Here is a 13,669-nt window from a genome sequence, read left to right on the forward strand (position 1 = left end):
GTGTTGGCTCGCATCCACAGCCACCCAAATGCCCGCATCGAAGAGTTACTTCCGCACTGCTGGAAGCCCGCAAGTCCGACCGTGTGAACACTCGCCCACAAAATAGGTGGGAAGACCGGACGCTCACGGTGCAAATTTGCATACAACTGTAGGAGTTCAAGTTCATGTATCACACGGCTATCCTTCAATAAGAAAATTAAAAGGTCACTTCATTTGAGAATCAATGAATTCAACATGTGTGGATAAACACTGGGATGTACCATGGGGTGGTTGCTGATTTCCAAAAACCAAATGCGTGCTCTGGCATCTAAGACACCATCCAGGGTGTACAAAACATCTTTTTGATGTACAGATGAAAGCCGATGCATCACTTGCTTAGCTGCTCTTGTGAGCTGAGCGCGCACACTCTCATGCGTCTTACCCAAAACGTTGACATCAACAATTTTTGGGGTGTGGAAAGAGCTGCTGTGTGAAAAACTCAAATAAGCTTTTTGCTGATCCGCCAATACAGTGTTCACGCCTAACCCTTGCCAATTCAAATAGGCTTCGGCTTGTTTGATCGGAAGGGGGACATCTATCGATCCACGGGGTTGAAGAAGTGCTGCCACCGTACGTACGCCATCGCCCAAGAGGTAAGGCTGATCAACAACCTCTAGCGCAACCACCTGGTCAGACCAAAACCAGGCTCTCATGGGTTGTCCCACCACAAACTGCTCATAAAACTCCCCATCGGCCAAGGAGAGGGGTGGAGTGCTTGTCTTGAATGGCCCTTTGATTGAGCCCCCCAAAGAACTCTTTCTGTTTTTAATGACGAAATCTGCGCCTATGTTTGTTCCCGAACTCCAATCTGATGGCACAAGCAACCCGGCATCGGTTGCAAATTTTTTAAAAATCTTTCTGTCTTGTGCCAAATTGATTTTGGGTGTGTCGGGCATGACCCAACCGACGAAGGTGGTATCTTTTTGGCGCAGGTGTGTATAGCTAAGTTTTCCGCCCGTTTGCTGTACGAAACGAGGCACCAAGAGCCAATGCTGACCTCCTCGTGACAAAGTCAAAGTCAAATTGCCAGAGGCCAGATGCACATGTACGCCTGACGTATGTGCCCAAGCTTGCACGGCCTCCAAATGATGCATAAAAATAAGTTTGTGCATGATTTCTGACTTTCAAGCTGGCAATGCGTTGAGATGTCCACGCATTGAAATTCCAGTTTCGCCATTTCCTTGAAATTCAGATGGCCTACCGTGTTCTCGGCAACACCTCAAAATCACTCGTTTCAACAATGCTTGACCAGCGCAAGTTATGTTGCATTTCAGGACTAGATAACTTTTCATATCCATTTTTTTGACTACTTTGTGATTAACCTCACTGAAGTTTGATCAAAAAAATAATGTCTTGCAAGCGCTCTGTTGGAAGTATCAAAATACGAACGCAAACAGTGTGTTTTTGATACTTTTATGTTTTTTCAGCGCTCTCTAGGGTCTTTGCGTCTGCTTCAAGGCGCATCAAATCGCGTAGAAATTCAGGGACCCATGTGCGTACAGCAATACAAATAGAGAGCGGTGGACGCTCATCCAAAGGAAGGTGTGAGTCAACGACAACTTGGTCGGCATACTCTTGTGCAATACGCTCAAGGCGCGCCTTCAACGACTCGCGCACAGCAGGCGAGACACGCACGTTGATGATTTTGAGCACCTCGCCCGGTGCTTCAAAACGGTGGTCGAAGAAGTCATTCGACACGGTTTTGATCAGCCGCATGATGGGACCGCCCACGATCCATGAAAAATCTTTGGCCACCAACAAACGGTATTGATGCTTGGGTTGCATCTCAATAAAACCAATCTCATCGAGGCGGTTCAACAAGCTGGTGCATTCCAATCGCGACAGCGTTAGATGCGACAACATGTCTTTGACCGGCCACAAGCTCATCACACACACAGCAACCATCAGCAGCTTTTTGTTGGCTGCCAATTCCTCCTCTTGTCGCTCCGTCAGTTGCTCTATCAGTTGCCGTTTTTTGGGCGTTCGTTTGATCAAGTCCTTCAACTCGATTTGTAAAAACTCACAAATTTCATCCAACCGCTCGATCGAGCAATCGCTGCTGGCAAAGATGCGCTTGATAGTGGGCTCCGAAATACCCAGGCCATCAGCAAGTTGCCGATATGTGAGTCCCCTTGCCTTGAGATGGGCGCGCAAAGAATCAAAAAGGAAAATTCGAGACATAGATGGCGTTACTTAGATAAATGCACGGGTGCGTGTAGGTCGCCAATCAATTTACCCAACAAGTTGAAAACAAAGGTGTGAGTAAATTAATTTTTAAGTAAGAACCTGCTCCCTTTTATGCAAAACTCAGCGCCAAACTGCACCGCTTAACTCTCAGCCCACACCAAGTCATCACGTGTCCTTATCAGCCTTCTCCACCCTGCTTCTCATCGCCTTCATGATGGGCTCCAACCACGTCGCCGCACGCTTTGCATTTCAAAACGGTGTCGATGTAGCCACCGCCGTCACCATGCGCAGCGGTGTCACCGCCTTGGTGTTGGCGCTGCTCATCTGGCAACAAAAAGTGCAGATCTCTCTCACGCGGCAAAACAAGCGCGCCTTGTTAGGCGTAGGGGTGTTGGTGGGTGTACAGAGCTTGTGCATTTATTCCTCTGTGGCACGCATCCCGGTGGCGCTGGCGTTACTTGCGTTCAACACCTACCCGTTGTGGACCACCTTGTGGGCTTTTTTGATTTACCGCCATCGTCCTGAAGCGGTCATGCTGCGCGCCATGCCTGTGATGTTGCTTGGCTTGGCCTTGGCATTGGATGTGTTTGGTGCCGCCTCAGGGTTGGGCGCACAAGCGCAATGGTCATTGATCGGCATTGGCTTGGCGTTTGCCCTGGCCGCTGCGGCCACATTTGGGTTGGCACTGGTGCTCACCCAACACGAAACCACTGGTGTGGATGGCCGTGTGCGCACCTTCAGCACCATGAGCTGTGTGTTGGTGCTGGGCTTAAGCGCGGTGGCTACGCAAGGTGGTTTTCACATGCCAACGGCTGAAGCCGGTTGGTGGGGCTTGGCGGGCTTGACGTTTTTGTATGGCACGGCCTTCACCATCATGTTCACCGTGTTGCCACGTTTGGGCGTGGTGGGCAATTCGGCCATCATGAACGTGGAGCCCATCTTTGCCTTGGTGTTGGCTTGGGTGCTGCTGGGCCAGGCCATTGCGCCAGTTCAGGTGGTGGGTGGTTTGGTGGTGGTAGGCACCGTGATCTTTTTGGGGCTGCGTAAGCGATGAGTGGCACACACTTGCGCCTAGCCATGCTGCTGTGCCTGTGGGCCAGCACAGGTACAGCACAAACTTTGAGCGATGCCGAACAAGGTTTGCGCATCATGGCCAACCGCCAGCAAGGCAACTGCGTCACTTGCCACCAAGTGAGCGTGCTGCGCGACGCCAAAGGCATTGACGGTGCTGCCGGCAAGCAAGGTGACTTTGGCCCCTCGCTCGATGGTGTGGCCACCCGTTACAACGCCACGCAACTGCGCCAATGGGTGATGGACGCTCGCCTGCTCAAACCCAACACCCTCATGCCTCCGTTCGGCACCCTAGAAGGCACCACACAAGCCAACCCGGCACGCCCGATGCTCACGCCAGAAGAGATAGACAAGGTGACAGCAGCCTTGGCCACTTTGCGCTAGAGTGCGCAACCATGTTGCCCACACACACAACGCTGGCCCGCCGCACTTGCCTGGCAAGTTTGGGGGCAGTTGCTGCGGGTGTGCTCAGCACACCTTATGCACGAGCAGCCACAGAAACCAATTCACAAGCCGAGTTGCAAGCCCGCGGCTTGTCAGCCACGGGCATTGAAGTCACCCTGCCGCCGCTGGCCGACAACAGCAACGCCATTCCGTTGCAATTCACGTTGCAGGCCCCGGCAGGCAAACAACTGGTGGGCTTTGACATCATCGCCCCAGAAAACCCCAACCGCGTCATCTTGCAACTCGCGCTGGGGCAGGGCCAAACACGCTTCAAATTCAACACCCGCATTCGTCTGGCCATGAGCCAAGAGGTCTGGGTGTTGGCACATCTCAACGATGGCAGCACCTTGGGTCGTGCCACCCAAACGGTGGTCACCGCTACGGCATGTTTTGACGAGACTTGAACCCCATGGCGCAAACCCTTGAGCTTCCTGTTCGCTTGTCGCTGGCTGGCCCTGTGCGCCCCAACGCCGAAGTCGAGGTGCGCTTGTTGCTCGGGCACGTGATGGAAACCGGTTTTCGCCACGACAGCTCAGGACAGCAAGTGGCCAAAGACATTCTGCAATTCGTCAAAGTGCATGTGGGCGATGCGCTGGTTTTTGAAGCCGAGTTGGGCACCGGCATGGCGGCCAACCCGATGTTCTTCTTTTCATGCACCTTGCCCCCACAAGCGGGCGACATGGTGGTGAGTTGGACCGACGACAAAGGCCGCACCGGCCAACTGCGTCGCCCCTTGGTCTACCGCTGAACACGATATGCAAGTTGACACCCGCTGGCAACGTGCGCTAGGGCTGCTGGCAGCTTTGGGGCTGCCTCTGCTGGTGAATGCACAAGCCCTGCTCAGCGGCAACCAGTTTTTAACGCCACAGCTGCAAGCCATGCAGCAAGACGCCGATGCCAACCCGGTCACGCTGTGGGTTGAAAAAGGCCAAACCTTGTGGCGCAACGGCTGTCAAAGTTGCCACAACAACCCAGACACTTTGCACACCTCAGCCGCACAACACCCTCGCCTGGTCACACGCAATGGCCAGACACGTCTCGTCAACCTGGAAGACCAAATCAACCTGTGTCGCCAGCGTGCAGGCCAAAGCCCCAAAGGGGTGGAAGACGACGACACCCTGTCGCTCAGCGCCTTGTTGCACAGCATCGGCAAAGGCCAAGCCATGCACGTACAAGCGCCTGCCGATGCAGCGGGTCAACAACGCTGGCAAGCCGAACTCGCGCAAGGCGCACAGATTTACGCCACACGCTTGGGGCGGCTCAACCTGGCATGTGTGCATTGTCACGATGGCAAAGTGGGTGCAGCCTTGCGGGCCGAGGTGGTGAGTCCGGGCCACCCCAGCGGCTTTCCTGTCTACCGTTTGAATTGGCAAAACCTGGGCACCATCGACCGCCGCTTGCGTGCGTGTTACTCAGGTGTGCAAGCCACACTGCCCCCATCGGGCAGCCCAGCCTTGCGGCAGTTGGAGCTCTACCTCAAGGTGCGCGCCGATGGCATGCCCTTGGATGGTCCGTCGATACGGCGCTGATCGGCCTAGCCCAAAAGAAAAAGCCCAACCGTAAACGGTTGGGCCTTCTGAACCAAAGCGTTTAAACCAAGGTCAACCCGTGCTTGCGCAATGGCAAGTCGCGCTGTGGTTTGCCTGTGGCGGCATAAATCGCGTTGAGCACCGCAGGGCCCACCACGCAGATGGTGGGCTCACCCACACCACCCCAGAAGTCGCCGGTAGGCACCAACACGGTTTCCACCTTGGGCGTTTCTTTCAAGCGCATCAAGGGGTAAGTGTCAAAGTTGCGCTCTTTCATGCGTCCTTTCTCCACCGTGTTTTCACCCAAGAACACACCCGACAAGCCCATGACCACCGAGCCCTCAATTTGGGCGCGCACTTGCGCCGGGTTGACCACATGGCCCGAGTTCAAGGCAAACACCATGCGGTGAATCTTGACCTCGCCCTTGGGTGACACAGACACCTCAGCCGTGGCCGCCGAGTAGCTGGCGTAACCCATGAATTGCGCAATGCCACGAAACACGCCCGGTGGCAGAGGCTTGCCCCAATCGCCCGCTTCTGCTGCTGCGTTGAGAACGCCCAAATGCTTGGGGTGGTTCTTCATCAAAGCACGGCGAAACTCCAGCGAGTCCTTGCCCGCAGCGCGTGCGCACTCTTCAATGAAGCACTCCATGTAAATGCCGTTTTGGTTGGTGTTCACACCACGCCATGGGCCCACCGGCACATGGGTGTTGCGCATCACGTACTCGGTCAACAAATTGGGGAAGGTGTAGCCCAGCTGGGCATCGCCTGGCTCCTCCCAAAACCCCTGCAGCTGGCGCGTGTCTTTGTTGTTCTTGATCGACATGGGCGACAACAAGGCGTTGAGCGATTGGCCCGACACGCGCACATGGAACGCGGTCATATTGCCTTTGTCGTCGATACCTGCCGACATCTTGGCCATCGAGATCGGGCGGTAAAAGTCGTGCGTCATGTCTTCTTCACGGCTCCACACCAGCTTGATGGGTTTGCCCGGAAACTTCTTCGCCACCTGTGCCGCTTGGTCGACATACTCTTGGTGGCCGCCACGTCGGCCTAGGCCGCCGCCCAAGTCCATCTTGTACACATCACACTGCGCCAGCGGAAAACCAGTGGCTTCGGCCAACGCGGCCAACGAGCCTTCGGCGCTTTGCGTGGGCACCCAGGCCTCGGCACGGTTACCGGTGATGCGCACCGTGCAGTTCATCGGCTCCATCGTGGCGTGGGCCAGAAACGGGCTGGTGTATGTGGCTTCCACTTTTTTGGCGGCTTGCGCAATGGCCGCTGGCGCATCGCCCTCTTTGCGTTGCCAGAAGTCGCCATTGGCCGTCAGGCCTTCACGCAGCATGGCGTCGATGGTGGCGCTTGACGTGTTGCCGTTCACGCCGTCATCCCACACCACAGGCAATTCAGCCAAGGCTGTCTTGGCACGCCAGAAAGTGTCAGCCACCACAGCCAGGGTGCTGTCGTTGATCTTGACCACACCTTTGACACCACGCATCTTGGCAATCTTGCTGTCGTCGTAGCTCACCAACTTGCCACCAAACACCGGGCTTTGCATCACCGCCGCGTTGAGCATGCCAGGCAATTGCAAGTCAATGCTGAAAGTCTTGCGACCATCCACCTTGTCGGCAGTGTCCAGACGACGCATCGACTTGCCCGCAATGCGCCATTGGCTGGGCTTTTTCAAGACGATGTTTTTGGGGTCGGGTGCGGTCAACTTCGCGGCGTCGTCCGCCACTTTGCCGTAGCTCAGGGTGCGCCCTGAAATGGCGTGGGTGATCACGCCTTCTTTGGCCATCACTTCGGCCACTGGCACATTCCATCGGTTGGCCGCAGCTTGCATCAGCATCAGGCGTGCCGCAGCACCGCCGCGACGCACGTAGTCGTGTGAGGTGCGAATGCCTCGGCTGCCCCCGGTCGACATGTCGCCCCAAGCACGCTTGCGTGCCAGGCTTTGTCCAGGGGTGGGCATTTCGGTGGTGACTTTGGACCAGTCGCAATCGAGCTCTTCGGCCACCAATTGGGCCAAGCCCGTGCGTGTGCCTTGGCCCATTTCGGAACGGGCAATGCGAATCACCACCGAGTCATCGGGTTTGACCACCACCCAGATGTTGATCTCATTGGGCGTGAGCGTGGTGTAGGCAGCCTGTGCCATGACATTGGGTGCAAAGCTCAGGCCTAGAGCCAAGCCACTGCCCACGGCGGCAGAGCTGACCAAAAAGTGGCGGCGTGATGTAGTGAATGAGGTGTTGGGTGTTGAGGTGTGTGTCATGGTGTGTCTCCTCAAGCTTGTGCGTTGATGTCAACCGACTCGTACGACGCCAACACGTCACCGAGTTTCATTTGGCCTGCGGCCACATGGATGGCATCACGGATGCGCTGGTAAGTGCCGCAGCGGCAAATATTGCTCATGGCTTCGTCAATGTCGGCATCGGTGGGTTTGGGTTTGCGCGCCAGCAAAGCAGCGGCCGCCATCACCTGGCCCGACTGGCAATAACCGCACTGCGGTACATCCAACTCGGCCCAGGCTTTCTGCACCGCATGGGTGGCGTTTTTCGACAAGCCTTCGATGGTGATGACTTTCATCTCCCCCACAGCCGAGACAGGAATAGAACATGAGCGTGCCGGTTCGCCATTGAGATGCACGGTGCAGGCCCCGCACTGCGCCACACCACAGCCATATTTGGTGCCGGTCAAGCCGAGCACTTCGCGCAGCGCCCATAACAGCGGCATTTGCGGTTCGGCATCTACCGTGCGGACGGTTCCATTGACATTCAGTTTCATGCTTTGTCTCCTTGTGATTTGAATGGTTTAAGTTTGGCGCATTTCGCGCAATTCTGCATTGGCATGTCGCAATCGGTCGGCAATGGCGAGTGCGACTGCTCGCATGACACTGATGCTCATCACCGGGTCGCCCACCGCCACCTTGGCAAAGGCACGACGGTCGATGGCAATCAACTCCGTCTCTCGGGTGGCCTGCACATCGGCTGAGTGGGCACGTCCATCCAAAAACGACATCTCGCCAAAAAACTGCCCCCGGCTGAACGTGGCCAAGTGGATGGTTTTGCCATCTGCCATCGGCAGACTGACTTTGACTTCACCACGGCTGATCAGCATCAGCTCATGGCCCACCGTGTCTGCGGCAAACACCACATCGCCGGCAGCGTAAGTACGCACCACCTGGCAAGCCTCCAACGCAGCCAACTCCGTGTCATTGAGGCCGTGGAAAATTTCAAACTTACCCAATGGCAAACCTTCACCGGACACATGCTCGTGGCCTGCCTGTTTGAGGGTTTCGTCTTCAATCCACTCCAGCGCCTCGTCGAATTCATCAAAAATTTTGGCAGTGTTGTCGGACAACAGACCAATGTGGTCAACATACGAGCGCAAGTCACGCCCGTTGGGCAAACGCTCTGGCACCCGTGTGAGGACCAGTCGTGCATGCTTTTCGGCCAGCATGTTGCGAATGCGCTCAATCATGTGACCCGCCGTCATGTCCATCGACTGCACGCGCAAAAAGTCGAGCAATACAAAGTGAGCGCTGTTGAGTTCAGGCTCAATCGCGCTATAGAGCTGGTCGGTGGTGCCAAAAAACAAGCTGCCTTGCAATTCGAAAATCACCGTCTGTTGCCCCTTCTCGGCCAACACTTGCAACTCGTGCTGGTTGCGCACGCGAGACGAAAACACCTTGTTGCCAAAACTCTTGCGACGAATCGTGGTGGTGTGAATCTGCTCACGCAAGAACAACAAAATGGCCAGCGCAACACCCACACCGGACGCAGCGATCAAACTCACGGTGTTGGCCACGATCACCACCAACACAATCACCAAGAAATCCAGCACCGTGTCTTGTGAACGCACCAATTGGAACGAATGCCAATCGATCATCTTGAAGCCAATGACGATCAACAAGGCAGCCAAAGCCGCCACCGGGACCCAGGCAATCAACGAGGTCAGCAACACAATGGCCAGCAACGACCACAGCCCTTGAAACACGCCTGACAAATACGTCGAACCGCCACTGGCCTTGTTCACCAAAGTGGCCCCCATGGTGCCAGCGCCGGGAGCCCCACCAATCAATGCCGAGGCCAAATTGCCCAAGCCCTGCCCAATCAGCTCTTGGTTCGAGTTGTGGCGCGAGCCCGTCAACGCGTCCAGCACCACGCAGGTCTTGAGCGTGTCGATCGACAACAGCACCGCCAGCGTCATGGCCGGAAACACAATGTGCTCCCAGCGCGGCAAGCCCGATTCAGACAAGCTCTTCCAAGGGCCCGTGAGGGTGTCCAGCAGGCCTTCACCGCCCACGGCCAAGGGCCCAATGATCAAGGGGTTGTCATGCAGCGCACGCAACTCAGGCCATGCCGTCAAAGCCAACAACCAATACGTGGCCATGCCCGCCAGCAAGCCTTGAATGACCGCAGGCACCCGAGTCGACAAACGCGGCGCGAGCAACATCATTCCAGCCGTGACGACACCAATCACCAAGCTGGGCATTTGCCACAGCTCAGGGGCCAGCAGGCCTTGCCACCAGGTCACGCCTTTGGGCAAGGCCAGCCATTTGGGCAGTTGGCTCATCACAATGATCAAGCCCACCCCACTCAAGTAGCCACTGACCACGGGAAACGGCATGAACTTGATGAGCTCGCCAATGCGCAACAAGCCGAATGCAATTTGCACCAGGCTGCTGAGCAAGGCCACCAAAAACAAGGTCATCACCACCACGGCCACACCACTGCCTTGCTGTGTCATTTGAATGGTGAGCGCCGACAGCACCGCTGCCGCAGGCGCGCAAGGGGCCGATATCAAACGCTGCGTACCACCAAACAAGGCGGCCACCAGCCCCAAAGCCGCCACGCCCAACATGCCAGCCAATGCGCCTTTGGCACCAAACTCAGCCCCCAAGGGCGAGAAGATGGTCACGCCAAACGCAATCGCCGAGGGCAAGGCCACCAACATGGCGGCAAAGCCACCCCAGATATCGCCCGATAAATTTTTATTCATCCACTTAGCCTAGCACTGCGCCTGTTATTTCCCGCGAACCGGGGCTGTGGCCAGCACACTGGACACCGCTTCTTTCCACCACTTGGCTTGACCCGTGGTGCCATGGCCGGAGGTTTGCTCGGAAGCTGGAATTAAAAACAAGCGCGCTGTAGGCATACGCTGCAAAGCTTTTTCCATCAGGCCCAAACTGGGTGGGTTGCGCTCGTCGTCAGCCGAGTTGATGGCCAACACCGTGGCCTTGATCTTTTCAAGATGGGGGTTGGGGTTGTAGTCGCGCGAGGCCTCCCACAGGTACAGGTGGTTGTTGGCATCGGCCGTAGACGGCGCTTTCAAGCTCTGGTCCAACAAGCGATCCGCTTGTTCGCGTGTGGGTGCTTTGCGGTACAGCCCTTGGTCACCCCCACTGGTCGCGGTGGCAAAAAACACATTGGCAAATTGCAGGCTCGGTGGTTGGCTGGTGTATTGGCCATTCATCCACGCCGGGTCTTGTCGGATGGAGTCAATGATGAAGCGACGCATCATCCAGTTGCGACCTGACATTTGGTTGGGCGTAGACGCCATGGGCACCAACACGTCCATGAAGTCTGGGTGCGTGATGCCCCACACCCAGGTGTGCATGCCCCCCATGGAGTTGCCCAGAATCATGCGCACATGCCGCAGCCCTAAGCCTTCGGTCAGCAAGCGGTGTTGCGCCGCCACCATGTCGTCGTAGTTGTAGCGCGGAAATTGCGTGCGCAAACCGTCCGAGGGCTTGCCGGAACGCCCGGCCCCCAGAGCATCGGGCAAGATGATGAAGTACTTTTGAGCGTCCAAGGCTTGCCCTGGGCCAAACAACTCGCCGCCCAAATCGGGCGACAGAAAACTCCCCCCTGCGCTGGTGGTGCCATGCAGCAACACCACCGGTTCACCACGGGGATTGCCCACCGTGGTGTACGCCAGACGCAACTCAGGCATCACTTCGCCCGTGTGAAAGCGAAAATCTTTGGCCACCCACACACCCGTCTGCGGTGCAGGGTAGTTTTGTGCATGCCCCATGCAAGCGCCCAACAGTCCGAACAGCGCCAACAGAGTTTTCAAAAAAGATGTCATCTCAACGCTCCAACCCTGAGGCTTCAGGGGTCATGCGGCACTCTACTGATTTACCGCCAGACGGGTGTCGCCCATGCAACTGATGCGGGGCAACTGCCACCTAAGATCCGCCACCATCCTGTGTTTTATTTAGAAAGTTGCGTGTGCTGAACCGACTGCTTGCTGCCAGCGCCTTGTGCGCCGTGTCTGGGCCTGTGCTGGCTCAAATTGCCACCGAGACCTTGCCCGAGGTCACGGTGCAAAGCGGGCGTCTGGCGCAAAAGCAGTTCGACGCCCCCGCATCGGTCCACACCATCGACGCCGACACCCTGCGCAGCAGCGGTCCACAGGTCAACCTGTCAGACGTCCTCAACCGTGTGCCCGGCGTGGTGGCCTTGAACCGCAACAACTACGCGCAAGATGTGCAAATTTCAATCCGGGGTTTTGGCGCACGCGCTGCGTTTGGTTTGCGCGGCATTCGCCTCATCACCGATGGCATACCGGCCACCATCCCTGATGGCCAGGGCCAAGCCTCCACCGTCAGCCTCACCTCGACCGAACGCGTCGAAGTGCTAACCGGTCCGCTGGCTCAGCTGTACGGCAACGCCTCGGGGGGCGTGATTCAAACCTTCACCCGCGAAGCAGGCACAGGGCCTGAGCTGCAAAACCAGCTGTTCATCGGCTCGTTTGGCATGACGCGCACCGACTGGCAAATGAGTGACCGCCTGGGTCAGGTCGGCATCGTCGCCGACTACAGCACGTTCGGCATCAGCGGCTACCGCGCCAACAGCGACGCTCGGCGCCAGCAGCTCAACAGCGTGATCACGCTCGACGCCAAGCCAGACACCCGCCTCAAGCTCATCGTCAACGTGTTCGACATGCCGTACGCCAAAGACCCGCTGGGGCTCACTGCGGCGCAGCTCAGCACACCCGACATCGCAGGTACCAACGCCGTCAGCAATGGTGCGCGTAAAACGGTGAAACAAGAGCAAGTGGGCGGCGTGCTGGAGCACCGCATCGACAGCGATCTGCGCTTGCAAGCCCGCGTCTACAGCGGCATGCGCGACAACCTGCAATACCAAGCCTCCAGCACCATACCCAACGCGGGCACGTGGGTGGGCTTGAACCGTCACTTTGATGGGCTGGGGGTACAACTCAATGGCAAAGGCCGTGTGCTGGCTGACACGCGCATCGACTGGGTGGTGGGCTTGGACAAAGACCATTCCGGCGAACAGCGCCAAGGCGGCAACACCGCCTTCGGCAGCCAAACCGGCTCGGCCACGCGCAACGAAATGAACGAGGCTGACAACCAGGACTACTTTGGCCAAGTCAATTGGCACTTGGGCGAGCGCTGGACGGTGGTCACCGGTGTGCGCCATAGCCATGTCGAACTCAAAAGCCGTGACGACTACCTCAGCGATGGCCGCGACGGTTCGGGTGCCGTCACCTACACCGCCACCAACCCGATCCTGGGCCTGACTTGGCATGCCAGCGACAGCCTCAACCTCTACATCAACCAAGGCAAGGGCTTTGAAACACCCACGCTGTCAGAAGCGGCTTACACCAAAAGCGGCAGCACCGTGGTCGGTTTGTTCAACCCCAACTTGCTGGCCGCACGCAGCCAGCACCTGGAAGTGGGCAGCAAGTGGGCCCCCTCCGTGGACACGCGCTTAGATGCCGCGTGGTTTCGCATCACCACCGACAACGAAATTGTGTCGTCGCTGTCTGCTGGCGGCAAAACTGCGTACACCAACGCCAGTCAAACCTTGCGCGACGGGTTTGAACTGTCTTGGCGTCAGCGCATCAACCCACACTGGCGCGGTCTGGCTTCTGCCACGCTCATGAATGCCAGCTACACGCAAGGCTTCAACACGGTCGTGGCGGGCAGCCAACTGCCTGGCATCCCGCAACGACAACTGTTTAGCTCGCTGCAATGGTCGCAGCTGGGTTTCAGTGGCACAGCGCGCAAACCAGCCTTGGGCACGGAGGTCACCCTGGATTGGATGGCGCGTTCACAGCTGTGGGCCGACGACAACAACACCGCCCGTGCCGCAGGGTTTGGTGTGTTCAACGCACGCGTGCGTCAGCGCTACGCGGTGGGCACCGCGCAGATAGAAGCGTTTGTGGGCATCGACAACCTGAGCAACCGCAGCACGGTGGGCTCGGTCATCGTCAACCAAGCCAGCAGCCAGTACTTCGAACCCGGGCTGCCGCGGTCGTGGGTGCTGGGCGTGCAAAGCCGACTCCCTCTCTGACGCTCAGCTGGCAATTACCCATACAAAGAGACCACGAATCGCCTTTGCGACTCGGCCTTGGGGGGACTTCGATTT

12 protein-coding genes are annotated in these 13,669 nt (G+C 57.3%); 6 read left to right on the top strand and 6 right to left on the bottom strand.

What is annotated here, in order from left to right; all coding sequences use genetic code 11:
* Window positions 1–209: 209 nt before the first annotated feature.
* Window positions 210–1,151 (bottom strand): hypothetical protein, encoded by a 942-nt coding sequence (locus tag B9Z39_RS14765; protein WP_108302231.1) that lies wholly within the window; start codon window positions 1,149–1,151, stop codon window positions 210–212.
* A 301-nt stretch (window positions 1,152–1,452) separates the two neighbouring features.
* Window positions 1,453–2,220, bottom strand: coding sequence for a helix-turn-helix transcriptional regulator (locus B9Z39_RS14770; RefSeq protein WP_100147854.1), 768 nt, complete (start codon window positions 2,218–2,220; stop codon window positions 1,453–1,455).
* 175 nt (window positions 2,221–2,395) lie between these two features.
* Between B9Z39_RS14770 and B9Z39_RS14775 the strand changes: the two genes are divergently transcribed.
* From B9Z39_RS14775 to soxA, 5 genes are read left to right on the top strand one after another with little or no spacing between them, the layout of a single operon-like run.
* On the top strand, window positions 2,396–3,280 hold the full coding sequence (locus B9Z39_RS14775) for a DMT family transporter (protein WP_108302232.1): 885 nt from the start codon (window positions 2,396–2,398) through the stop codon (window positions 3,278–3,280).
* Window positions 3,277–3,681 (top strand): sulfur oxidation c-type cytochrome SoxX, encoded by a 405-nt coding sequence (soxX, locus tag B9Z39_RS14780; protein ID WP_108302233.1) that lies wholly within the window; start codon window positions 3,277–3,279, stop codon window positions 3,679–3,681. Before B9Z39_RS14775 ends, soxX begins: the two co-directional genes overlap by 4 nt.
* 11 nt (window positions 3,682–3,692) lie before the next feature.
* Window positions 3,693–4,145 carry a thiosulfate oxidation carrier protein SoxY gene (locus B9Z39_RS14785; protein ID WP_108302234.1) on the top strand — a complete coding sequence of 151 codons (453 nt, stop codon included), beginning with the start codon at window positions 3,693–3,695 and terminating at the stop codon, window positions 4,143–4,145.
* A gap of 5 nt (window positions 4,146–4,150) precedes the next feature.
* A complete protein-coding gene (locus tag B9Z39_RS14790) occupies window positions 4,151–4,489 on the top strand; it encodes a thiosulfate oxidation carrier complex protein SoxZ (protein WP_108302235.1) in 339 nt (112 codons plus the stop codon).
* 7 nt (window positions 4,490–4,496) lie between these two features.
* Entirely contained in the window at window positions 4,497–5,270 is a 774-nt protein-coding gene (gene soxA, locus B9Z39_RS14795) for a sulfur oxidation c-type cytochrome SoxA (protein WP_108302236.1), read from the top strand.
* A gap of 61 nt (window positions 5,271–5,331) precedes the next feature.
* On the opposite strand, the gene B9Z39_RS14800 is transcribed toward soxA, so the two are convergent.
* The 4 genes from B9Z39_RS14800 to B9Z39_RS14815 are packed head-to-tail and all read right to left on the bottom strand — an operon-like array spanning window position 5,332 to window position 11,360.
* Window positions 5,332–7,542, bottom strand: coding sequence for a molybdopterin cofactor-binding domain-containing protein (locus tag B9Z39_RS14800; RefSeq protein WP_108302237.1), 2,211 nt, complete (start codon window positions 7,540–7,542; stop codon window positions 5,332–5,334).
* Window positions 7,543–7,553: 11 nt separating this feature from the next.
* Complete coding sequence (locus B9Z39_RS14805) at window positions 7,554–8,054, bottom strand: (2Fe-2S)-binding protein (protein WP_108302238.1); 501 nt, start codon at window positions 8,052–8,054, stop codon at window positions 7,554–7,556.
* 27 nt (window positions 8,055–8,081) lie between these two features.
* Window positions 8,082–10,271 (bottom strand): SulP family inorganic anion transporter, encoded by a 2,190-nt coding sequence (locus B9Z39_RS14810; RefSeq protein WP_108302239.1) that lies wholly within the window; start codon window positions 10,269–10,271, stop codon window positions 8,082–8,084.
* Between the two features lie 24 nt (window positions 10,272–10,295).
* Window positions 10,296–11,360, bottom strand: a complete 1,065-nt coding sequence (locus B9Z39_RS14815) for an alpha/beta fold hydrolase (RefSeq protein WP_108302240.1) — start codon at window positions 11,358–11,360, stop codon at window positions 10,296–10,298.
* Between the two features lie 143 nt (window positions 11,361–11,503).
* On the opposite strand from B9Z39_RS14815, the gene B9Z39_RS14820 reads away from it, so the two are divergent.
* Entirely contained in the window at window positions 11,504–13,594 is a 2,091-nt protein-coding gene (locus B9Z39_RS14820) for a TonB-dependent receptor (RefSeq protein ID WP_158269512.1), read from the top strand.
* The last annotated feature ends 75 nt before the right edge of the window (window positions 13,595–13,669 follow it).

It is taken from the genome of Limnohabitans sp. JirII-29 (assembly GCF_003063395.1).
In the GTDB taxonomy this organism is placed as follows: Bacteria; Pseudomonadota; Gammaproteobacteria; order Burkholderiales; family Burkholderiaceae_C; genus Limnohabitans.